Origin of the sequence: Dysgonomonas sp. HGC4 (assembly GCF_001261715.1) — a bacterium.
Lineage (GTDB): Bacteria > Bacteroidota > Bacteroidia > Bacteroidales > Dysgonomonadaceae > Dysgonomonas_A.
In genome coordinates, this window is sequence record NZ_CVRU01000114.1 from 1 (window position 1) to 26,041 (window position 26,041).

At 35.2% G+C, this 26,041-nt stretch carries 16 protein-coding genes; all 16 read right to left on the reverse strand.

Annotation, left to right across the window (positions count from 1 at the left end; genetic code table 11):
• A partial coding sequence (locus HGC4_RS11910; protein WP_157258256.1) for an FG-GAP-like repeat-containing protein occupies window positions 1-4,028 on the reverse strand: 4,028 nt, incomplete at its 3' end.
• Window position 4,029: 1 nt separating this feature from the next.
• Window positions 4,030-4,428 (reverse strand): hypothetical protein, encoded by a 399-nt coding sequence (locus HGC4_RS11915; RefSeq protein ID WP_185099973.1) that lies wholly within the window; start codon window positions 4,426-4,428, stop codon window positions 4,030-4,032.
• A gap of 118 nt (window positions 4,429-4,546) precedes the next feature.
• Window positions 4,547-9,643, reverse strand: coding sequence for a T9SS type A sorting domain-containing protein (locus HGC4_RS11920; protein WP_050710365.1), 5,097 nt, complete (start codon window positions 9,641-9,643; stop codon window positions 4,547-4,549).
• Between the two features lie 6 nt (window positions 9,644-9,649).
• Window positions 9,650-10,132, reverse strand: coding sequence for a hypothetical protein (locus HGC4_RS11925; protein WP_157258258.1), 483 nt, complete (start codon window positions 10,130-10,132; stop codon window positions 9,650-9,652).
• A 36-nt stretch (window positions 10,133-10,168) separates the two neighbouring features.
• Window positions 10,169-11,149 carry a hypothetical protein gene (locus HGC4_RS11930; protein ID WP_050710367.1) on the reverse strand — a complete coding sequence of 327 codons (981 nt, stop codon included), beginning with the start codon at window positions 11,147-11,149 and terminating at the stop codon, window positions 10,169-10,171.
• Between the two features lie 12 nt (window positions 11,150-11,161).
• Window positions 11,162-12,583: a fimbrial protein gene (locus HGC4_RS11935; protein WP_157258260.1), complete on the reverse strand. Its 1,422-nt coding sequence runs from the start codon at window positions 12,581-12,583 to the stop codon at window positions 11,162-11,164.
• Window positions 12,584-12,682: 99 nt separating this feature from the next.
• Window positions 12,683-13,183, reverse strand: a complete 501-nt coding sequence (locus HGC4_RS11940) for a hypothetical protein (RefSeq protein ID WP_050710369.1) — start codon at window positions 13,181-13,183, stop codon at window positions 12,683-12,685.
• 151 nt (window positions 13,184-13,334) lie between these two features.
• Window positions 13,335-15,797: a Calx-beta domain-containing protein gene (locus HGC4_RS11945; RefSeq protein WP_050710378.1), complete on the reverse strand. Its 2,463-nt coding sequence runs from the start codon at window positions 15,795-15,797 to the stop codon at window positions 13,335-13,337.
• A gap of 15 nt (window positions 15,798-15,812) precedes the next feature.
• Window positions 15,813-17,729: an OmpA family protein gene (locus tag HGC4_RS11950; protein WP_050710370.1), complete on the reverse strand. Its 1,917-nt coding sequence runs from the start codon at window positions 17,727-17,729 to the stop codon at window positions 15,813-15,815.
• An 11-nt stretch (window positions 17,730-17,740) separates the two neighbouring features.
• Window positions 17,741-18,340: a DUF3575 domain-containing protein gene (locus HGC4_RS11955; protein ID WP_050710371.1), complete on the reverse strand. Its 600-nt coding sequence runs from the start codon at window positions 18,338-18,340 to the stop codon at window positions 17,741-17,743.
• A 35-nt stretch (window positions 18,341-18,375) separates the two neighbouring features.
• Entirely contained in the window at window positions 18,376-19,386 is a 1,011-nt protein-coding gene (locus HGC4_RS11960; RefSeq protein WP_050710372.1) for a hypothetical protein, read from the reverse strand.
• Window positions 19,387-19,504: 118 nt separating this feature from the next.
• Window positions 19,505-20,761 carry a FimB/Mfa2 family fimbrial subunit gene (locus HGC4_RS11965; RefSeq protein ID WP_050710373.1) on the reverse strand — a complete coding sequence of 419 codons (1,257 nt, stop codon included), beginning with the start codon at window positions 20,759-20,761 and terminating at the stop codon, window positions 19,505-19,507.
• A 57-nt stretch (window positions 20,762-20,818) separates the two neighbouring features.
• The gene (locus HGC4_RS11970; RefSeq protein WP_050710374.1) at window positions 20,819-21,256 is read right to left on the reverse strand and encodes a DUF3868 domain-containing protein; all 438 of its coding nucleotides are present in this window, start codon (window positions 21,254-21,256) and stop codon (window positions 20,819-20,821) included.
• Between the two features lie 314 nt (window positions 21,257-21,570).
• Window positions 21,571-22,413, reverse strand: a complete 843-nt coding sequence (locus HGC4_RS11975; RefSeq protein WP_050710375.1) for a helix-turn-helix transcriptional regulator — start codon at window positions 22,411-22,413, stop codon at window positions 21,571-21,573.
• Window positions 22,414-23,143: 730 nt separating this feature from the next.
• Window positions 23,144-24,106 carry a hypothetical protein gene (locus HGC4_RS11980; RefSeq protein WP_050710376.1) on the reverse strand — a complete coding sequence of 321 codons (963 nt, stop codon included), beginning with the start codon at window positions 24,104-24,106 and terminating at the stop codon, window positions 23,144-23,146.
• 351 nt (window positions 24,107-24,457) lie between these two features.
• Window positions 24,458-25,420: a hypothetical protein gene (locus tag HGC4_RS11985; RefSeq protein WP_050710377.1), complete on the reverse strand. Its 963-nt coding sequence runs from the start codon at window positions 25,418-25,420 to the stop codon at window positions 24,458-24,460.
• Between the last annotated feature and the right edge of the window lie 621 nt (window positions 25,421-26,041).

Sequence of the window (26,041 nt, forward strand, 5' to 3'; positions counted from 1 at the left end):
TGGGCATCCAATGATGGATAGTGAAGAGAGTACGCCGGTAGATGAACCGTAGTACAAACACTAGGCACTGCTTTTAATGTATCTGCTAATAGTGACGATTTTGCCCAATTATTCAGATTATTCCAATTACTATCTTTCGCATCTTCTCGCCAATACATCAGAGAAGGTGCAACCGATAAATATGGAAGGGTATAAGCAATCGATAAATTATTATTTATTTTATCGGCTGTTAATACATACTTTCCTGCATTATTTAGAGTCAGATGAGACAGGCTTGTACTTTTGGTACTTGCCAGCAAAGTTCCATCCGGTTTTAACCATTTATAGGTAACCGATCCTCCGGGTAATGTCAAAGCATCAAAAAGAACCGTTCCATCTTCACATTTTCTATAACTATCTGCCCATCCAATATTATCGAATGAAACATTCACAAATGCATCACTTTCGTTATTTACACAACATGAGTCACATACTTGCTGATCATTAACACCCAATCCGGCATCATTTACTTTTACGATCAATTTATTGACTGGCAACCAATCACCAAAATCGGGAATAGTCAAAGGTATTGTATATGCTTCTCCCACTCCAATACTAATAGGATACTCATAAAAATGCTTACGACTGGAGGTTGAAACTGCATCTTTATATATCGTTATCTTTAGAGGAGCTTTTAATGAAGCTTCACCCACATTAGTTACAATCAGATTGTTGACAGCCAGAGAATCTCCATCAGAATGATAAGTAAAACTAATATCCTCCGGATTTAAAACTTTGGCATTAGGAATCTTCATAAATGCAACTCCATCTTTATTCAGATAAGTTTGTTGCTGACGGAAATTATTGAATACCCGAATGTCATCAGCTGTACCCATTACTCCATCTTTCCCTTTGAAACGGGTAGTGATTGGAAACTGTACTGCCGGAATGGTTAAATTCTCATTTACATTTACGCTATTATAATTATATTGATTCCAAACCGAACGAGCGGGAGCCCATTGTGTCTGAGATGATTTGAATACACGGAGATAGCCTGCATTTGAACTGATTGCACCTCCATCTGATCCTGTGACAACAATTTCGGCTTGTCCATCTTTATCTAAATCTGCAATAACAGGATATTCACGTAAAGTTCCTGATAAAACATTTGAGAATGTTTCTTTCACTATTGGAGTCGATCCACTACCATCAATGATACGCAATGTTGTTTGATCTCTGTAAACAATTTCGGCTGTTCCATCTAAGTTAAAGTCAAACAAACTCATACCAGTACATCCTGAACCATCGGTATGTGTCAAAGTCCATTTTTCTTTTAACATATTTCCCACCGGAAGGCTGGGATTAAAATCTAACGCATACATCAAGAAACTACTACCATTGGTTATAAATACAATTTCGGGATAACCATCATTGTCAATATCTCCAATCATTGGTATGCTGTTATATGAAACATTTGTAGCGGGAACCAAATAACTACCCATTAAATACGAACCATTATCGGGTTGAGGTTTCCAAATATAAACAACAACTCTATTATTTAAACGACTGGTAACTACGACTTCTAACATACCATCTCCATCCATATCCACCAATTGAGTCATTCCATCAGCTGCTGCATATTGAGGTAGATCGGTGGTTAATAATCCCATATCGGCTATAACGGTCATTGTATTTCCTGCCGTTCCGTTAGTATTAGTTATATTTACTTTATAGATTTGAGTACCAGCACATAGTTCTAATTTTCCATCATTGTCAATATCTATAGCCATAGGAGAAGACCCATTTACGGTCATTGATCCTGTATTATTAGCTTGTCCAGAGCACAATAATTTGCCATTTGCCAGAGAGAATATATTATTATCTACATATACCTCAGGAATGCCATCATTATTAAAGTCTGCAATATTAACCATGTTAACAGCAGTTTTACTACAAACCACATCTGATTTCCACAACCTGTCACCATTAGGATTATAAGCGTACAAATACATGTCTACTCCCACTAAAACTATATAACCTTGATTATTATAGCGTGCAATAGCCATTGATCCGAAACTGGCTGTAGCAGAACCTCCGACAGAGATATTAAATGATTTTTTCAATTTCACTTCATTATCTTTATAATTAAAGATCTTGACTCCATTACTCTCATAACCATTACTACTTCGGGTATCTTCCAAAAGACCAATAATTTCGATCTCTCCATCCCCATCTATATCTCCCACCGTCAACGGTGCATAATTATGTATTAAATCGGTTTTATTTATAGGAAGAGATTCTTCGATTCCCCATACTGCAGGATCGGCCTCTTTAACACAAGTCGGATCTACAACATTATCGGGATAACTGCTAATACCCGAAAGCCATATTTTACTTTTATAAAGAGAATCTGCACTATTTCCCGTGTATCGAACCGACATAGTCAGCGTATTTTCTCCAACAGTTAAATCGGATGCAGGAAAATTCCATTCCTTACTTATATCAGTATTTTCAGTTACACCTGTATATGGAACTCCATTTAGCAACCAATGAATATTTGAGAATGATTTTTCAATCGTACGTTTAATTGTGATCTCATCTATTTCCTCAAAGGTGTGTGTCATCGGAGTTGTTGCCGAATAATAAGTATCTTTATAAGGACTTGTCTTTGTAGTCACTTTATAATAGGCTTGAAGATTAAATGCACCTGCTCCAGCCGTGAAAATATAAGATTCCGATTGCCCATATCCTGTCATATAAGCAATAAACCCTGATGGATTAGACATCTCAATCAAAACATTATCTACAGCACCATAAGTTCTTGTTCCAATTACATAAGTAGGATCAGATAGATTTGTATAATAATTAAGTATAACAGATTCTGGAACTCCTAAACGAGTTTCGGTGATAACCATATCCGACTGAGTACCATTGGGTATCATAACATGTAACTGATGCGCAGTAATAACACTACTTCCTGAAGGAATAAATGGTGAAATTATTGCCTTCGTTATACTTTGCTCAGCCGGGCTTATCCATTTTATGGATGGAGCATAACCAAGAAACTGCTCAACTATAATGGGTTTATTAGCTGTTAATTTAACAGGTGCAGAAGAAGAATTGATATGCACTGCAGTATCTAATAAAAAGCTATTTGTGCCATGCCTATTCAAAGGGATTGAAGTTTCGACTGCACCAATTTTTTTAGTAATCACTGTATTATCCTCTAATGCCAATATCTGGACTTTATCTTTAGTATTAGCAGAAAAGCTCTGAGTACTTAAATTCCACAAAAAGTAGTTCTTACCTGCTGTATTAGTCGGCCACATTTGCTCAACATTATAATCACAGGCTCCAGATGAAATTTGTGCTCCACAACCTACCGCAGATAAAACTGCAATGTTATAGTTAGATTCTACAGTATAACCTGTCATATTTGCTTTACTCCCATAAGTATAAACTTTACCAGCAGCAAGAGATTTATTTGAGACAAGAACTGCTCCATTTTTATCTTTTATAGTGAAAGTTGTACCATCATCTTTAGATATTACCTGAATTGTCGTCACATAATTTCCAGAAATAAGATCATGAGAAATTATCGTATAATCATTACCTAATGCTGATGAAGGTAATACTGTGGTTGCATCAGTCGTATTTGATGCTAAGTTAATTGCAAAAACACCAATATTCTTGGTTGATGTTATTTTTATGAGTCTGTTAGACTCCAAAGGAGTTGTACCTGTAATATCTGTATAACATTTAGTCTTATCCGCATCTTTTGTATAGACACCCGGATAATACAAAATATTATTATCTAAATAAGTTCCATCCCCATATTGTGCAGTAATGTAACAAGTCTCTTTTACCACATAACGAACTTGAGCCTTAACTGAAGTAGATGCACTAGTATAATCATAATTCTGAGTAAAAGAGATATAAAACTCTTGACCATCTGTTGCACTATCTTGCCCATAAACAACAATAGGAAAACAACAAAAAATTGTTAATACTAAAAATTTAAAAATTTTATTTGATTTATATTGCCTCATTTCATTGTGATTTATAGGTGGATAAAACACAATAAACAGCTTCTTCTGAAGCACCTTGTGAATAACTCAATTGTTGCTTCAAATACAACTTATTATTACGAACCTCATAATCCAGATAAAAAGGACTGGAAGCAAAATGAAAATCGACTTTACCGACAATCGTATTTATATTATAATTACCTGCTACAGTGTATCCAAACATAGAAACAGTTAATATATCTTCTTGAAATACCAAGTTATCAAAAACTCCAAAAGGTTCCCACTTAAGGGTATTTTTAAGAACCGGAATTGAATCATTTCCTTCTATTCTAAAAACAGATAGGTCTTCTAATATCCATGTGCCTAATAATGGGTTATTTAATCCCTCTTGGTGTGTTTGAGCGTGTAATAATCCGCTCATACCGAACATGAGTAAGATTATACATACATTTTTTAAAACTTTCATCAATTTGTTTTTAGAGAGTGGATTCTTCTATAAAAGAATCCACTTTGTTTATTAATAGGTTTCTCCACTCAGATTACTTCGCATTAATTTTCTTAGCGACTGTATTTCCAAGCGATGTTTTAACCTTTACAATATATACTCCCTGGTTTAAGGGTAGATATTTACTATAGCTAATAGGAGCTCCGGCTAGTTTTCCACTAGTATGCATATGACGTCCTTGCAGATCATAAACATCAATTTGGTTTAATCCTTGTTCGCTAGAGACTTCTAACTGACTGGTTAAATAAGTAACTCTAATAAGATCCTCACTGTTAGGCTCATCAATAATACCTGAAGTTGCAGAGGATAAGCGTAGTGAGAAACGGTTTACATCGGAATATTGTCTTTCTGATTCGGTTTTACGTTGATTGAATCGATATACATTATTAGATGAGAGGTCTTGTTCTATATTTAAATACTTGTCAATTAACACGGGACTGAATCCTGTTGCTGATTTAAAGGATTCTACATTTTCAAACTCCAGGGTTAAAACATCTTTCTGATTAGAGCTTTTAATACCTAATCCTACTTCAGTTCTCTTTTCATTATAGAAGTCAATCAGATTGTATTCCTGGTCTGATGAAACGATAAAGGCTTCTGTTACAGAATGGCTCGAGGGATAAATCATTTTACTTATTCCCGAAGATGCTGTTGTTTCTTCTGCTTTTAATATTGCATAATCAGAAGTTTTATTAGTACTATCTGTAGCTCTAATATAGAGTGAGTTACCTGAATCGTCAGAGAGACTTGTAACTGAGCGTGTTTGATTGCTTACTTCTGTTAAAGCATATGTACCTTCTAGGGGATATACCAGATCGGCACTTGTTAGTCCTTCGGCCAGAGTTATAACAATAGCTTGAAGTGCTGGAACTTTGTTTTCTGTTTTATATTCGTATCTTGACCATACTTGATTAGTGGGGGTCAACATGTAATAGCCTGCATCTTCTTTCAACTTTGTTCTGTTTGCTTCAAAAAACAAACGACTATTTATGGTTGCCATAAAGGGATTACCTATCATTACGGTTTTGTTGTTACTTGTGCCTGAGGTTACACGATGTGTATAGCCGGGAACGGTTACTCCGTTAACTACAATATTGGGAGCTTTATTTGTATTCTCGTCTTCAAATACAAAACGATATGCTTCATCTCCTCTTGATAGAGTGCCGATAGGTGAGGATAGTTGTTGAAGGGTCTTTTCGTCAAAATAGTAGAAACGGCTTTCTTTGCGGATCTTATTGTAAACATGTCCGGGGTGATAATCTGCCATTGTACTATTTTCAAAGTAGGGAATCTCTAATATACCTTGTAGGCCTTCTAGGTGGCGTTGATCATTATAACCTATGTTAGAATTATAACAGGCTACTTTAACTGCTAAGGCATTATTTTTTGTTGAAAGGTCTATATCATTAGAGGAAAAGGGTGTGCTGAAATCGCCTTCTACGAGTGCTCCGGTTGATGGATGTGGTGCATTATATAATGACTGCCAGGTTATTGGGTAACCGCCTAGAGCAAAGTCGCCGGAAGCCATCTTCTTTAAGGGAGCTGCAAGCATGTACCATCTGTCTCGGGTTATCATTTTACTTGCAGGACCTTCTGCGTTACTGCCTGGCTGTTCGTTAGAACCTCCGGCGTAGTATCCCCAGTTATATTGAATAAATGCTTTATTATAGGTTAGCTTATGTGGATAAGACAGTTCGCTACCAAAATGGAAGACAATTTTATCGGTAACAGGATCGCCATAGATTGTACGGTCTGTATGGGCATCCAATGATGGATATTTATTTGAAACACTTGGAATATGAACATCGCTACATTTAGTAGGTACCGCATCAACTAAACCACCCGTATTAGTCCAGTTAGCCGGATTATTCCAGTTATTATCAATAGCAGTAGATTTCCATGTAAACTTAACACCTGCTGCAACTTTAGTAATCAAGAAGGAATTACTTTCAAAGGAGCCACAATTAGCATCAATTGAGATTCTTTTAAAATAAGTACTTTGAGTTAAAACTCCGGGTGTATAGTCAAGTCCTGTTGCACCACTTATATTTGTCCATGTAATATTATTGATACTTTGCTGCCATTGGTAAGTAAATGTACCTGTGCCTCCAATAGTTGCAATTCCTTTGATTATTTGAGGAACATCTCCCTCACAAGCATAAGGATTACCGGTTATAGTTCCTACAACGACTACTGGACGTACCGTAATAGTATACTCTTTATAAGTTCCAACACAACCATTGGCAGTTGGTGTTACTCGAATAGTTGCTGTGATAGGATTAGCGGTAGTATTAGTGGCAGTAAACGCTGGAATATTTCCTGTACCACTGGCAGCTAAACCAATTGCAGCATTAGTGTTTGTCCATGCATAAGTTGTACCCGTTGTGGCACTGGCTAAGGTTATAGCTGGTGAACTTGAGGTATTACAGTATGTTAGATTATTTAAAACGGTACTTACAGTAGGCGTAGGATTGACCGTAATAGTATACTCTTTATAAGTTCCAACACAACCATTAGCAGTTGGTGTTACTCGAATAGTTGCTGTAATGGGATTAGCGGTAGCATTAGTGGCAGTAAACGCTGGTATATTACTTGTTCCACTGGCAGCTAAGCCAATTGCTGTATTAGTGTTTGTCCATGTATAAGTTGTACCTGTAGTGGCACTCGCTAATGTTATAGCTGGTGAACTTGAGGCATTACAGTAAGTTAGATTGTTTAAAACTGTACTTACAGTTGGGGTAGGATTTACTGTAATAGTATATTCCTTATATATCCCTGTACAACCATTTGCTGTAGGGGTTACCCGTATAGTTGCTGTGATAGGATTAGCGGTAGTATTAGTGGCAGTAAACGCTGGAATATTTCCTGTACCACTGGCAGCTAAACCAATTGCAGCATTAGTGTTTGTCCATGCATAAGTTGTACCCGTTGTTGCACTGGCTAAGGTTATAGCTGGCGAACTTGAGGTATTACAGTAAGTTAGATTATTTAAAACGTTACTTACAATAGGCGTAGGATTGACCGTAATTGTATATTCTTTATAAGTTCCAACACAACCATTAGCAGTTGGTGTTACTCGAATAGTTGCTGTAATGGGATTAGCGGTAGCATTAGTGGCAGTAAACGCTGGTATATTACTTGTTCCACTGGCAGCTAAGCCAATTGCTGTATTAGTGTTTGTCCATGTATAAGTTGTACCTGTAGTGGCACTCGCTAATGTTATAGCTGGTGAACTTGAGGCATTACAGTAAGTTAGATTGTTTAAAACTATACTTACAGTTGGGGTAGGATTTACTGTAATAGTATATTCCTTATATATCCCTGTACAACCATTTGCTGTAGGGGTTACCCGTATAGTTGCTGTGATAGGATTAGCGGTAGTATTAGTGGCAGTAAACGCTGGAATATTTCCTGTACCACTGGCAGCTAAGCCAATTGCTGTATTACTATTTGTCCAAGCATAAGTTGTACCCGTAGTAGCGCTTGTTAAAGTTATAGCTGGTGAACTTGAGCCTCCACAATAAGTTAAATTATTCAAAACTGTACCTACAGTAGCTGTAGGATTTACTGTGATAGTAAACTGTTTAGGATCTCCAACGCAACTTCCTTGATTTGGAGTTACCGTAATAGTTGCAATTAGAGGTGCAGTTCCCGTATTTGTGGCTGTAAATGCGGGAATATTACCTGTACCACTGGCAGCTAAGCCAATTGCTGTATTAGAATTTGTCCATGTATAAGTTGTGTTAGGCAAGGTACTTCCTGTAAACACAAACGTATTAGCTGCAACTGTTTCCTTATTACAGAATACTTTATTTGATGGCTGACTTACAGTAGGTATATCATCATCTGCAATAGTATAAGTAGTTAGGATAGTTGTTCCTCTCTGTACCAAATCGTTACAAACTTCGGAATCGATCTGAATTCTTATAGTCCTATTATTCTGACAAGTAGTATTACCTAAAATAGTAAAGTTATCCAATGTTAGCGTTTTAGGCGTAGAATAATCTCCAGCCGGAATAATAAAACCTTTTACATAAGTAAAATCAGTACCTTGAACAGCAGTTCCTCCACTTACAACAGAAAAATTACACACCTGCTCTTGATACAATCGTCCACCACCTACAACTATCTGTATATTATTTGCTGGATGCGAAACATTACCTTCCGGTTCTGAAATTGTTGCAGATACAAAATTGACTGATACAGGAGTTGAAATATTTGTAGGAGGTACCGGATCAGATACAGGAGTATTATCAAATTCACCTTTAATATTACCATAAGCATGAATCACCCCTTTTGTTCCTACCTGACCGGCAGCTAAAGGTCCAATTGTAAACTCAACGGCAATACCATCATCAATACAAGTTGTACCAAGCGTATTTGTCAACTTTAATGTCGAAGCATCAATTGTATTACGTGGGCTGTAAGGCCCAGAATAATAACTTCTAAAACCAGTTCCTGATGTCTTAAATCCATGTGTTGATGGGAATACAGGATTTTTCTTACTTCCTGAACAAGTAGTGTTAGAATCTGAGGCATCGCGATAATCTCCAACAAAGTGCCCTGAAGTATTCTGTGTTATATAACCTCGCGACCCATCGGAACCTAAGATATATGCATCATGACTTAAATACAGGTGAACAGTCTCTGGTGCAGGCAGATCAAAAGGGGCTCTTACAATATAATCAACCAAGAAATATCTGTTTGGGTGTGTATATTTAAAATTCATTGTTACAAAGAATTTCTTACTACTTATTGGGGATGTTACATATCCAGATATGCTTGTAGTCCAATCATTACCCACTTGTTGTGCAGCAGTCGTTGAACAAGCAGTCATTGTTAATGATGTAGAATTATAAGTAGTTCCATTATCAAATCGGAAATTTAATGTAACACCATTCCCAGCACCATCAGGCCAAACATATCCTGAAAAATATTGGGTCTGATTTTGTCTATATACTGAAAGAGTACCATTTATATTTACAACAACCTTCAATCCATCATCTAAACTTGCACTAGCACCGCCATTAGGATTAATAGTCTGAGCTGACTGTGCGAGTAAATCCCCATTGACCACTAATAAAGTGATAAATAAAAGTATAATTCTTAAAATCTTATATTTTGTTTCCATATCCGATTAACCAATTATATAAAAGAGAATAAATCCAATAACTGTCGGATCGAAATTATTATCAACCGTAAATTTTGTTGTAGCTCCTTCTCCGTCATTACGAAGGAGTATGCCATCTAAAATAGTAGCAGCAGTTTCTTCTTTTACAACTCTTCTTACATTAGCTGTCACTCTATAGAAACGACCTTCTCCCAATACATAGTAGCCTATCATATCACCTTCTTTATTGTAATATTGAATTTTACTATCTGATCTTTCATAGCTCCCTACCGATCCCAGCTCATGTGGAATATTATTAAACAACATGATGAATTTTCCATTCTCTAATTTATAAGAGACAACACCAGCATGTACCATCTCAAAAGAATTATCGGTCAACATACGAGCTAATTCTTTCCCCTCATCATTTCTGATAGACTGCCCGCTTACTCCTACTGTCATACAGAAGGCTAGTAATAGCAGTGATAATTTTATATATATCGTTTTCATTGTTTATTATTTTATTCCATTTTATAAGCCTGGCAATCAAAGCTCTTCTGTTTGATCAATATAAGGTTCCCAGTCTTTCGCTGTGATTTTCACATCCAGATTTGTACCGGGCTCACCTCTGAATGTCAGATTGATTTCAATAATTCCATTCGGTTTAGGTACAAAGGGGATTTCAACAGGGCTATTCCCATAAAAAGGTAAATTATTGATAGGCATACTGACCTTAAGCCTCAGTTTTTTTGCTGTTGCTGGATTAAAAGAGTCAGCATCTATATCTGCAGGAATAATATATTCTAATATATTAACCTTGCCCGTTGCATCAAATACAAAATATTCCCTTAGAGGTTTGCTCGAAATATCAGCAGAAGCGGTAGATAGTTTTCCATTCCAGAACAATGTCGTAGGTACATCCAATAATTCAGCATAAGCTGATTCATGGGTACCAATTACTTGATCGAAACCATTATGTTCTTTGAGAATTACTCTCACCATAGCCACATTTCTATTAAGTACAGCTGATTTCTCTGTTATTATATTAGGCTGTATCACAACGGGTATTAAAGATGCATATCGCAATTCGGGCATTTGATTTAAAAACTCTCCCCCCGATTTCAATGCAGTTTTCCACATAGGAGTAGTACTCATAGCTTGCCCATAGTTGGGTAAAAGTATTTTATTTGAAATATCGGTATTACAACTAAGGAGTACCAAGTCCCATGTATTTGCTACCATATTAGTAGAAATAATATCTCCTGACTGAACTAAATTTAGTTGCTTATGATGGTAGTTGGCCAACTGGTCAAAAACATAAACAGCCGTATTGCTCATTATTTCAGCAGGAACCGACCTCATATTCAGAGATAGTTTTGCGTCTGTTTTATCTGCATCATCTAAGTCTCCATCTGCTTTATCACAAGACTGAAACAAGGCTGACGATACTAGACAGATAGTAAGAAGGCACAGAAGCATTCTGAATTCTCGATTTCTAATATATTTTCCGATTATTTTTATATACATATTATATCGTTTTTACTTGTAAACATTGCCAATCCAGGGAAAAAGATTTTGTCCTACGGTTTCTTTAATTTCTATAACAGAGCGAGACGATTCACTAACCGAAGCAGATCTTAACTCTTCAACAAGGCTTTCGTTATAAAAATTACCCAATCCCTTTATTACAGCAGTTACACTATATTGATAGTTACGTTTGATAAAATTATGGTCAGCATTCCCACTAGCAACTCCATTGGAATTAATGACTATGGGATAATAGCATTTTACGGTTCTAGCTTTGCCGTCGCGAGTACTTATAAAATCGAATCTGGCACCAATAACAAAATAGGTCGGATATTGAACGCTCTTATAATTTTCGAAAACATAGAACCACAAAGGAGAATGATTTGCACCTGTAGGTGGTTGTATAGGGTTACCTTCAAGCGTTGCATCATAGGCTGACGCATTTATAGCTTCTTCCAGAGAGTTCGAGAGTGTGCTTAAGGAGAAAATATCGGTCAAACCTGTTCTGAAAAACTGATATCCGTCTCGGTTTCCATGTCCAAAGTTCCCTGTTAATGGAGCTGCATTACTAGAGACAAAGTACGATGCTGTTTTAGCATTTAACATAAAAACAGAATCTAGAGCGTATTCATAAACAGAAGTAGGATAACCCGCCTCTAAATTGAGTGTAGAAGGCAAATCAAAAGTTATTTTCCTAAATGCTACGCGGGCAGCCAGACGTTCTACATAATATGGCTCGGTTCCATCAAGTACGTAACCTGAATTATCTAAGATATTCTCGGGGCGACCGTTATTTGTTGTATAACCCAGATATTGTTGTTCGTGCAGATTGCTACAGATTACTTTTTTATATCCACACATTATGAGATCAGTACTCAAATTTGAAGGTGTTACTCCACCGATAGGAATATCTTCGGGATTTACAATCACGCCGGAATGAGCGTATTCGTTCTGATCGGATAAATTGACAGTCATAGCCTTAAAATCTGCAAGATTTAAGGCTCCTGGGCTCGAAACTTTTGCACTGAAATAATTATCAGGAGCATTGGCAACAACATATATCTCCCTTGTGCCTGCCGTTATTCCTACAGCTTTTACTTCATAAATTTCTTTAGCATTGCCGGTTGCATCAACGGCACGAGGGACTGATTTATAACCATCAAGTGTTCCGTCATCAGATTTAAAAGCCAAGACCTCTAAACTGTATATTTTATTTTCGTCTGAATAAACAGGAGTTCCTGTAGAGCGAACATTATTTTCGGCTCCATTCTCCTTATCGGTTGTATTTAGTGAGATTGCCAAAAACTTCAGGTCTTTCTCCTTATTATCTATGTCGTCAGTCAGGTTGTCGCTAGAGCATGAACATATGCAGACTGCAACCAGCATCGAGACCAACACATCATTCAGATATTTTCTTATGTTTCTTTTTCTCATTATTTGTTCAATCTTATTCATGAAACTGAATTGATTTGCAATTCTTTTTTTATTTAGACTTTTAGAATCTTAACCTTTAGGTACAGCAATAATTTTTAGTTATTGAAAAGTATAGTGCACATTACACCACGAAATTTTAGCTTGTTTATCCTTCAATAAAGACATCGAAGAGATTCCAGCATAAGAGAAGGCTCCGGAAAAGGTCTCTTCATTGTTTTTGACTCTTAATTTGTCAGATCCATACAACTTCTCAACTCTTGTGAGCCCTTTCATTACGACCAGTTTATTTCTATCTCCATAAGCAAATGTTATCCATTCGCTATGTTGAGTATCGTAAACCTTTAGGGCACCTTTTTCGAATCGATACTCGTACGTATAGTTCTCGGGCATGAAACAGAGTTTAGAATCATCAATAAATATCAACATCGAATGTTCGAAGTAAGAATCTTTGACACCTATATAATCCACCCACATTTTTTGCGGATCTAATCCCGATGTTTCTAACTCTACAGCTCCTTTTTTTGAGCCTGCAAACATTTTAAATTCTTTAATCTGGCAATGCCTGAAAGATAGAACCAAGGGTAAAATATTTTTTTTCATATTATTTCTCTTATTCTAAAGTTCGATTCGAAAAAGGATATCCAATCAAGGACGTAACGGACAATGATAATCCGAACGCTTTGTCATCACTTTCATCACTGGTGCCTTAGTATTTATGTGATAAGACACCACATGATGAGAGAGTAATTTTTTAGTCGTTAATAGTAAAGCCTGCATATTTTCCATCTGATGAAATATTTATTTGAGGAGCATTAGCTGGTGTTATTACAGAATCTAAACCTACAACCAGTTTTTTAGCTCCCAGTTTGTCTTTATCAAAAAGAATTATTCCATTTAAGTTAACTGCACTTCTGTTTCCATCGCCCCAGATACGTAAATCATGAAGATTTGTGAATACAAAATCCTTACCTTCACTAGCAGTTGTTTCAGCAGCTACAGAAGACGAAATGGTTATATCTCCACCAGTTGAATTTGTAAGCAATGCACCATCAGAAGCTCTTAACAAAGAGATACGGAAGAAACCTGATACAATATTATTCATACGACCATGGTCACCCAATGATGTTACAGCAAGCATTGCTGGTTGATCTATTACTGTACCTGAACAACTTAACAATGAACTTTCGAAGCCAACATTAGCATCGCTGATTGCATGTACTTTATTGAAGTCTACAATTACAGTTTTAGGCAATTCATAGCGTGTATCGCTTAAAGTTTTCACATTGAACTTTCCTGTTTTCGATCCATTAACAATGGTCAAACGAGGAGTTATACCCATATCGAAGTCAAGAGCATCTGCCGTTCCTTTTCCATAGCTACCGTCTATTACAATATCAGATCCTGTTGCATTTACCAGAGACTCTCCATTTGTTTTGAAGATTCCCAATTCATAAATTATATCTCTTTCGTCTTCTAGACCATCTCTTGTATTAACCAATTTCACTATCACTTCTTGATCTTCAATAGTAGCAGTTCCTTTAGGTTTTACTAAGTAACTTTTACTTATATTAGCAAGATACATTTCGAACAATTTACGTCCTTCTACCAAATTATTAGCTTTGATAGGAACTTCTACATCTTGCTTAATCATGTACTTAGCTGCTCCATCGTTAGAAGGGACGAAAGATAAACTACCTTTTATCGGAGAATAGTTATTTGCTTCGGTGGCTGTACCCTCTTTTGTAGCATACTCTACTGTAACAGGAACAGGAACTCCTTGATCTGTTGTTGAATACCCTGTAAGAGTTACTGTAAACAATGCTGTTGTATAACCATTTACAGGTTTATTTATTTTAACATCTGACACATACACACCATGACCCAATTTTACAAGACGATTATTCATGTCTTTTAGGAGAACATCACCATTTGATGTGAAATTAATTTCATTGAATGATTTCTTTGAATCTTCAACAGCATAACGATCGAATAATAAGTCACCCATATTAGAAACCATACAAATACGACCCGAAGATGTACTTGCCAAAAAGATTCCGTTAGGACTTAATTGGGTTTTATTGAAATTACCGTCGGTTGATTTCTGATATATTTGACGTCCGTCTTTAGCAAGTCCAATAATTGTACCTCGTGCTCTGTCATTATCAAAACCTACGATTACCGATTCGCCCGATATTGCGTCTATACCCATACCCGAAATGCTTTCCTTCATTACATACTTTTGTAAATCTGTTCCATCATTACGTAATAAAGAGTAATAGCTCTTGTCGCTACCATTACCTCCAACAAGAATGTTTCCGTTATTGGCTACATATAAATGCTCAAGAGAGGTTAGTGGTGATGCAGGTACAATTTCCTTATTGAATACAACATCTCCTTCGGTTCTTATTTTAAGGACTCTACCTCCGCTTGAGTTGCTGTTACCTACTAAGAACACATGTCCGTCCTGAGCTATTATCATTTTATTGATATGAAAACCTGCTTCAGGAAGAGGAGTTACAAATACAGGTTTTCCATTACTATCAAGACGAGTAACCGATGCACCTGCTCCATCTTCTGAAGTAAAAGCGGCATACACAAATTCAGTAGAACTGCCTAACACATCAAAAGCAACGCAAGTTCCACTTTCACTTGCAACATACTTATATACTGTATTTTTACCCGTAGCATCTATTTTTCCAACCATTCCGGCTCTTACACCTAATGGAGAAGGTTCGTAACCTCCCAAAATAAGGCTTCCGTCTTTGAGAATTTTACCGCAGAATAATTCACTACCTTCATTTCCCAGATAAACATCTGTCGAAATATCTCCTTTATTATCTATAATTAGGGCACGACCCGAAATCTGAGCAGATCTTTTACCTTTTGCATTAACATTTGATTGACCAATAATCAACACTTTATTGTTTCCGGCATAATACACATTATTAACCGAAAGAAACCCCGTAGGCAACGAACGTGAAAAACGAGTATCACCTTCTCTCTTCACCCAAGTTACCGTTGTTTTATTATTGTCAGTACCCACCAAAACAGCTTCACCATCAGCAGTAGGACATAAATGTTGGTAATCTATATTTTCGCCATATGTTCTGTCGAATACAACAGGCATATACTGAGCTTTAAGTGTGTTTACCGGAAATCCAATCAATAAGGCACAAGCAAGCAGGCTGCCATATATCTTTTTTCTGCACTTCATAATTATATTCATTTGTTATTTTATTATTGCTTTTATTTCAACACGTCTGGCTTTACGGTTCATCCATATTTTCTGTTCCCAAACCGAAGTTGTACCATTATTATATTGAGATTCTCTACTATAAAAGGAGGGTAACTTATCTTGTCCTTCGTCTTCCAAATCTTTCTTTGTAAGGAAAATCTGACCTTTACCTGCAATTTTAGCTTTCACTCGTATCCCTTGGCTCATCAACCAGCTATAAACAGATTTTGCTCTTTTTTCAGATAGCAAAAAGTTATAACCTTCTCCTCCCATTTCGTCGGCATACCCATCAATAATTAAAGATTCAATTCTGCTGAAATCGGTATTTGTAAGAAAATTTTGTAGTGCATCAATGGCTGCATAGTTTAATTCCGAATTATCGAAATCGAAATACACACTTAGCATTGACTCTGTATATATTGGAAATTTAGGTAGTTCTTCGTGTCTAGGAGCATTAAAATCTCCACCATTCTTTATTAGATTTATAGCTCCAGTAGAAATAGCATTAGCTTCTGACATTCCGTAGATTAAGTTACTATTTTGATGCATATTATTACGGTAAAAATAGAATATATCATCCTGATGCTGCAATAATCGATCTGAGACTATATAGCCTCTGTTACTATCAATCTTAAGCATACTAAAATCATTCAGTACAGTATTAATAGGATAATCAAAATGAACTAGGCTTCCTTTGGCAATTATTCCTCTTTCATAAATAATACCATAGATATCATATCCACCAAAACCAACATGTCCGTTAGAAGCAAAAATCAACAGATCATCATAAATGGTAGGAGATATTTCATCTCCCTCTGTATTCACCTGTGCTCCAAGGTTTATAGGATCTCCCCATCTTTGAAGTTCGTCATTCCATTCAGCTATATAAATGTCATAACCTCCATATCCTCCAGGCATATCAGAAGAGAAAAGTAGAAACCTGTCATTATCAAAAAGAAATGGATGTGCATAAGAAGCTTCTTTCTTTTGAGGAAAGGCTAGATCAAAAGACGACCAACCATTACGTTTCTTATTATAATTAGAGTAATATAACTTGGTTTTAAAAGCATTAATACCTCTTGATGAAATATCAATTTGCTCACCTTTGTCATAAGATACCGATGTTACAATCATCCTGTTCATATCTTCCGAAAAAGAAAGAGGTCCATTTTGCAAATCGATAGGAACCATGTGCAACAATGGTTTAGCTTTCTTCTTTCCAACAGAAGCATTCATCGAGTATTCAGAATTCTCATCTAAAGAGTAGTATTTTGTTCTATGATAGAACTTCTTGTTAGGATCATGAAACTTACTATTACTGGTAGCATAGAAATACTCGTTTTCCATTTTCCCTATCCAGAACTCGGAGAATGGAGTATTACCTCTATCTAATCTTTTTACAATGAATTCGGGAACACCAACAGGCATAAACCCCTCTTCATAATCTAAGGCATGCACAATATTCAGATAACGCTGATCTTTCTTATAAACATCGCGATATGCATAGTTACGGGCAATTTTAATAGCTTCTATTTTTGCTCCCGAATATCTAAGAGCATCCAAATAGTTACATATATCGGTAGCTGCAAATAAATCTTCATTCAACAACATCGCTTTCTCATAGTGAGGTATAGAAGCTGTATAGTTAAGTAAACTCAGATACAATCGTGCTGTTTTCAGATGGAGCAATGCAGTATAATCATCACTTGCTTTTTTAGTAAGAGCTGATTCATAGAGCTTCATTGCCCCTTCAAACTCTTGCTTGACAAATTTTCGGTCAGCCTTTATCTCCGTTTTTCGAGCTTTATTGTCCTGCTTATTTTGTTGTTTATCTTTGGGATTTGCATGCAGCGACATTACAGCCAAGAGAGACAAAGCCAGAAAACCGATTTTCATTTTTCTATTTATCATTATTTTTGATATTATCTGAATATGTTATAAACTAGATGAACTCCAAATTTTGTAGGTCCGACGTAAGCTTTTGTCTTCTTTCTTTCTAATGGATAGTGGGCAAACTCCCCTCCTAATTCGTGTTTGTCATATTGCATATGGGCATACCCTAATCCCAGATTAACCTCCAATCTAAAACGACTCGATAAATAAAATTTATATCCGGTTGAAAGACCTGCAGAAACGCCCCAACCTTTTCGTCTATAACTGGTTTTCTCTTCGTCGCTATTCTTCAGTCCAATATTAAAATTACCGTACATCGCATAAGGTCCTACATAGAAACCATCCCACAAGTCGTTGGTATAATAATATTTAGGATTAATGTAATATCTCACATCAACACTTCCGATAAGAGTTCTGAAAACTTCTTCATCCTTCTTAAAAAGGTAAGGTGCCCATAAAACATCTCCATTAAGAGTAAGCTGTTTACCTAGAGACCATTCTACTCCAATATTGGGAGTTCCTGTTAATATCAAAGGGATGTTTGTTTTTAATGCTTGTGCCTGAGACGACGGACAATAAAATAAACATAGTGCTAGACAAGCTAATATGTGTTGTAGAAAGCGTTTCATCTGATTAATTATATTTATTGATATTCAAATTCTGGTTATACTTCTGTACCTCCACCGTTGGGTGTATTATCTTCCCCTGTTTCGATGTTAGGATTCCAATCAAGAGGATCGCTCAATCGAAGTATTTGTATATTATTTCCATCTATTGTTACCACAACAGTTTCAGCCATATGTAGTATAATCGGCTCATAATTAGAATCAACTACATCTACATTAAGAGTTTTTATTATATTGTTATTAGCATCCAGAAAATTTATTTGAAGAGCAATTGGCTCTAATGAATTTCCTTCGGAAGAGAGATCCGGAGATGGTAAATAATAATTTTCAAATCCAAGGTCAAAATCCTGAAAAGGATTCTGATATAGAGTAGTAGTCAATCTCATCACATCATCTGCTGCTTTACGAGATGAACGTGTGTTGATTGAGTCTGAAATGTTAGACAAATATTGGACTGTTCCAACACCTGAAGCTAAAACTTCAATTTTTTTAATATTATCAAAAGTGAGTTTTGGGTCAACATTTTGAAGGTTTTTAATTGCAACACAGATACGACCTACATATTTGTGCTCAAACCATGCTGTATCTGTTACAAGTGGTCCCGGAAATCGGATAAGGGGACTCGTGTAATCAGAAAGAATTACTGGAGGCTCTTTATAATAACCATCTTCGAGCTTCTGCAATGCAAATTTTGCAGTTGTGTAAGATTGTATATCGGAGAAATCGACACCATTAATATTTGAAAAACAATGAACAGGATGTAATCCCGGTAAAAGTTTAAAATTAAAATTTCCAACTGTTGTCCTCGCATTATCTTCAAAAGGATGCAGAGAATAACGGTCTTTTTCTAGATCTGTATTATAAATAAAGATTCTAACATCATCGACCTTGTATGTCTCCGTTCTTTTATTGACATCTGCTTTGGGTACATATACCACATAGTTTGTTTCATCCTCGAAGTAATCATACGTACATGACGAAAGTAAACATAGAGATGTAAGCAAAATAATAATATAGAAACTTCCGGTATATTTATGTATATTGGTCATTAGTTCTTACTTTATAAAGATAACGGTTAGCTCAAAATGAACCACTTAACAATGTCAGGAAATATTCTTCCTGACATTGCACAGGGTTATGAACTGAACTAAAAGAAATTATTGATATTTACACTTCTGTGTTTGTGCTTTGAATTTCTGAATTCCAAGGTAGAGGTGCGCTAACTGTTATTTTCAAACCACCTTCTTCTGTTGGATTAACCGGAGGAGTAATACTTCCACTCGATTTTATTGTAATATTTACTTCACGTATGTTATTAGATAAGAACACTTCATTAACAGTTGCCCACCAGAATAAATCTGCTGCTGCAGTTAAAATCGTTCCGTCTTCTAATTTATAAGGATTTGCTACCGAGATATTATCAGGAGTTCTAGCCGAAATCATGATAAAATATTTTCTGTCATTATCAGCTAAACCACTTGGTAATTTACCTGCTGCAACTTCTGCCATTGTAGCATTAGGAAATACTACAATATCTCTCCACAAAGAAAAATTACTATCAATAATTTTTGTAGGATTATGCGTTGTAGTTGTTGGATCTGTTGTTTTAAAAGTAGAAGCTCCGCTAGCTGCAACCATTATATGATCGGGATTTGAAGCTGTTGCATAGATACCTCCTGCAAATGAACCCAATTTAAGCCCTAACCCAACTGGTTGACGGTGAATAAGTATTGATGTATTTGCATGAGCAAAATTTACACCCGCAAGCTTAGCATCCGATCTATCTACTCTTATACGTAGCAACGAAACATCTCTTTTCAATTGCAAAGGAGAACCCGAAAGATCAGTAGTTACACCTTGTGCAATTGTTACATTAGATGCGTATGCTGTGAAAATTTCAGAAGCTTCGGCATATGGCTTGTCATTGGTTTCTTTCTTTGCATCATATGCTGTAGGAAATGTAGCCAAAGGTTTTAACCCCATCCAAATTTGAGAATTTATATTCTTACTTTTCACATTATAATTTCCCCACTCTACACCATTCGCACCTCCATCTAGAGATGTATAAATATTATCTGAACTACTTTTTGCATTTGCAACTATAGCCAAATTATAATTTGTACCTATTGGAATATTAGTCCAAGTAAAATTAAGATTAGAAGCTGTAGGAGTAATTGTTTGTGAATAAGCTACTTTACCTGTTGCATCATACAAAAACATTTGTACTTGTTTAATATTGTTCCAGTTCGTGATTGGAATTGCTGTCGACAATGCTGCTCTTACACTATTCCCTCCAGCTTCTTCAAAAGACAATTTTGTCGTTAATTCACCCACATTTTCTGGAGAATCAATCGGACTATCGTCGTTACTACAAGATGAGAATAAGGCTCCTATTATAAATAGGCTTAGAAAAGATTTCTTCATTTTAAAAAACTTTAAATTATAAATAATTTGAATGTGATACAATTGATTACATGTATCCTATTGTGTTTGTAATCTACCTGTTGCATTATCATAAAATCCTATTGAGGCACCAGTCATCCATCCTTCTATGGGTGTTTTTAGTGTATAAGAGAAAGACATACATTCTCCATTTTTCGCCTCAATTACTTTATAAATGTTATAATCACTTTTAAATGATAATATCCATGGACACATTTTCCATTTACGATAAGCCCTGAATCGTTCCTTTCCTGAAATCACAATAGATGGAAGCTCTTGATGATGAGAACCTTTCATCAATACAGGTGTAAACGTTAAAGACTGATTAGCTCCCACAGATAAGCATTTTATGCCAAAGTCGAGGTTAATGTGCATACGCCCATTTCGTTCGATTAACGAACTTTCGTAGATCTCAATGGATCCTAAATCCGATGAAGAATCCCATAAAGAAAGTGTATATACTAATGAACTAACCATAGCTGTGAAATTTACTTCAAATCAATGTTATTAAATCCTATCACTTCGTTAGCGATGAATAGAGGAGAACTTCTAAAAAAATAAACCGATACAAACTTAGCCCGAATAAGACTAACACCTTTTATAATTTCCGCTCGTTTAATTCACAATTTTGACATTTATAAACAAAAGAGTAATTTTTCTCTAAAAAAGCAGGCTTTATTTACATCAAGAAGCACTCACCAAAAGCATATATACACTACATAAACAGACACTTACAAAAAAAGATCATTTAAACTAAAACTGAAAGCATCATCTAAATAGGAAAATTCACACTAACTTTTCTTCCTTATCTCTCCTGGTGTAAGGCCAAAGTGTACTTTGCAAAAATCATTAAATTGAGAGAGAGAAGAGAAACCATACTCTTCACTTATAACTTTAAAATTCTTTGTATAATTATTGATTTCATGGAATATACGTTTTGCTCTCTGATCTTTCATCCACTTATAGGGAGAGATTCCAAAACTCTTCTTAAATCGCTTATTAAAAGCAGATACACTGTAACTCGAAAGGGCAACTAACTGCTGGATATTCTTAACTTTATAATGATTATCATAAATAAAATTAGAGAAAACCTGATCATTATTTAACAATGGATGAAACATACGAGCAAGATCTTCTTTCGAATAATAAGCTCTTAGTAAGAAGAATAGTTCTTGCCTTTTGAGATCCAAGAAATGAGTACACAGTAAACCATCCGAGATATTAGCATAAGCTCGAGACAAAAAATCACTCAGTCTATTATTAATAATCAATGGGTTAAATTCATCTTCTATTTTAAATTCTTTCTGGTATAGCTGCTGTATGGAGAATCGATCACAAAAATTCACTTGAGAATTAATCCGAAAGATCATTATAAAAGTATCTGCTTCTGCATCAATTTTATATTGATAGCCTTGTCTAAGCACAAACATCTGACCTGAATTAACTCTTCTATCAGAAATTTCGCCATAAGATATGCTAAAACGCCCTTCGATTACGAATATAATTTCACTTTCTTCAACTATATTTTCAATAGAATGCGTTGCATTAATCTTTAAACCTTCTATTGGTGCTTTATCATCTTTTTGATAATTATAGCACGCAAGGTGTTCGTCTTTATATAATAATTTGCTCATTATTAAACGATTTTAAATATTTGATAACTGTTGTCTGTTAAGTGTTCAATAAATCATATTGAACATTGCATCTGCATGCCAGAAATTTCGTTCCAACATGAGGTAGTTATTACGTTTCAGTAATGTGTTATTTTTTTTATCTTACAAATAATATTTTTGGTCGTTTTTAATTAGTTATTTAACTGTTAGTCTTTTACATGTGGTTTATTGTATAATTTCCCCTCTACTCATCACTTAAGAAGTGACAGATAATCATCTCATAAACTTACATTTACACTTTAGCTGTTATCTATTTCGTCCCCAATAGTCAAAGAAAAACTACACTACTCTTTTTTCTAATAAGGACAGTAAATCTAAACCAAGACTAAAAGCCTAGATTGAGAATAGAAGAACCTTTCTCGAGAAAAATTCGACTAAATTGTATATGATATTATGATGTCTTACTGCAAAAGTATAGGGAGTTTATTGATAAAAACGAATCAAAGCAGGGAACAAAACTCTTAAACATGTTCTATTTTCGACGATAAAACATCCTTTTGTCTCGAAAAGAGGAATAATAATCTAATAAAACTCCATTCTCACCAAAAGCATAGTGCAAAACATATATTGAAAAGCATTATGAAGAAAAAATGACAATTAAAAGATATAGGTGAATACAAACAATTTCAAGAGTATTTTAGTAGTAAATTCAGTATTCGAACAAAGGAATAATTTGATCGGAAACCATTATTTATAAAATGGCGTCAAGCAAGATTTTTTGCTCATTAAAGTACTCTGCCCTGTGGACATCGCCGCTCTGGGAGATTAAGGTGGAAGAACGTCTCAAGGAATTTAACCAGTCTTTGTGTACCTCACACACCTGATTTTTAAAAGAATGAATTGACCCAAAAGAAAAAACACGCAAAATAGATAACTCAAAATCGCTACATTCTAAATAGGTATAAGACGATTCGAAGTTAAGATTAGACAGATAAAAAGAGATTTCTTTTCCTCCATTCCAGACACCTGAGGCAGCTATTGATTCCAAATTAGTCAGAAGATCAAGTAACTCGCTCTTTATCTGCTGTACCTCTTCTTTGGTAAGTAAATTTAACCTCAAAAAAAAGTCAACATCTTTAGCTAATGAGATAAACATATCTCGTGAGAGAACAAAAGATGAGTTTTCTACAAAACGACTTTCTTCAGTAAATCTTTTGTGGACATCCGATATTTTTTGAGGGAGAGTGAATTCTGAGAATTTCAGGGTATTTTCAAATCCCTGCATCTGGTACAGCCATTTATACCAATAAAACTTAGAAATTAGATCATACGGAGTATAGAAGGAAAATGGGATAACATTATATGCTGAATAGGATTTGGAGTTAGAATACGGTTTCAGTCGATGAAAAGCATGTATATAATTATCAACAAACCGACAATAGTCTTCCTGTATATCAGGCCTTTGAATAAGATTAAGACTAAAAACAGCCTTATCCTTACTTTTCATTCCAATAATATGATCTAATGAAATATTTAGATCTTTTGAGATTAGTGCAGACTCTTCAATATCAAAAGATACTGCACCTCTTAAACGACGGTAAACAGCTTCCTTACCCAATGATAATAAGTCCATCAGATAAATAGCTACATTCGTTTTGTCAGGAAGCACATCTTTAATTGCACTTACTAAATTTTCGCTGAATTTCTGATTCATGTTTTCAGATATGAAAAGAGAGGGTACAACTTCATACACAATATTCTTTGATAACTGTTGATAGACCAACTAGCCTCAAAAAACATTTAAAGTCATTTTTCTTCTTTTATTTCCCCTTTTATTCTACATGCACAAAGATATACGAAGTTAACTAATGAAAATCTCTCATTTTGTGGAATTTTAAGAATTGAATGTTCTATTTTCAACATTCATAGTTTGATATGTCTCGAAAAGAGGAATAAATTTCTCCGAAAGAAACATTATTCCCTCATACATTATATTTCAAAAAATATAGTAAGCTATTTTGATGATAAAATTCGGAGAAATAGGTCTAGTGAATCATTATACGAATCATAAAATCGTATTTAACAACTCTCGCTGTTCGTTAAAATACTCAGCCCTATGCACATCGCCACTTCTGGAAATCAAAGTTGATGATCTTTTGAGAGAGTTTATCCATTCTTTATGAGCCTTGCAAATCTGAGATTTATCAGAGTTAATTGAAACTAAAGAGAAAATATGAAAAATAGATAACTCAACATCGCGGTACTCTAAGTAAGTGCAAGATGACTCAAAATTGATATTGGATAGATAAAAGGAAATTTCGCTACCTTGCTTGCCTCCTCCTGAAGCTGTAATTGATTCTAATTCATCAAGAAGATTCATAAGCTCTTCTTTTATTTGCTGAGTTTCTATTTTTGCAAGAAGATTGAGCCTCGAAAAGAGTGCTATATCTTTCGCAAAGGAGACAAACATGTCTCTGGATAACACAAAGAATCCTTTAGGTAAACAGCTCCTTTCATTTACAAACTCCTGATGAGCATCTAAAACACTCTGAGGAACAGCAAATTGAGAGAACTTCAACATACTTTCGTAGCCTCTCATCTGATATGCCCATTTGTAGAGGTGAAATTTTGAAATCAAATCGTACTGAATATAAAGAGACCAAGGAATAGAACCGCATGCCGATTGATACTGCGAATCAGAATACAACTTAATTTTTCTGAAAGCCTGTGTATAGATATCTATAGACGCACAATAATCGTCCATCATATTGGCAGTTTCAATAAGATTAAGATTAAAAATTGCTTTATTTTTACTTCTCATCCCTATAATATGATCCAACGAGATGCTTAGATCCCTGGATATCAGCGCTGACTCTTCTATACTAAAAGACACAGAACCTCTTAAACGACGATAAACGGCTTCTTTTCCCAATGATAGTAAATCCATCAAATACAGAGCGACATTCGTTCTTTCCGGAAGTGCACCTTTAATTGCACCCACCAGATTTTCATTCAGTTTTTGATTCATAATCTAGTGTTAATACACACAAACTATTAAAGTCCACACAGTTATTATATTTAATCATCTTATAAAAAATAGGTTAGATTTCGTCCTCAAATTACTTAGCAAAACTATTATTTGAGTATTAACTCAATCCCGCATTGAATAGACCGAGTCTAATACTCTCTCTAATTGGATTTTGCTTTAATTTCAGGAAGACATCTAAGCCAAAACGAATTAGCCGTATCAGTAGTGCTACATTTATACCTATCCCATTTATCCGGATAAAAACAATATGCCATTATAACAGCAACCAATTTCCATTGGTAAATTATATGAACATAAAGACTTTCTTCACAATGCGTACCTTTAGTATACGCTCTGCAATTGAGAATAAAGGAAGACATATTACTATATATAAATTATTATCGTTTCTTTCTTGAATAGTAAACATTTACAGCAATAAAAGTTGAAAGATCCTTCATTGCAATAGTGTTATCTGTTATTACATGTCAACTATAACAAAGCCAATGTTAAACCAATTTAAACTGGGGAAGTTAAATAGTTTACTATTATTTTTCACAAGCATTTTTTTGATTGATTTTCCTAAAAAATGAGACATTGAACAGCTACAAAGAATGCTTATTA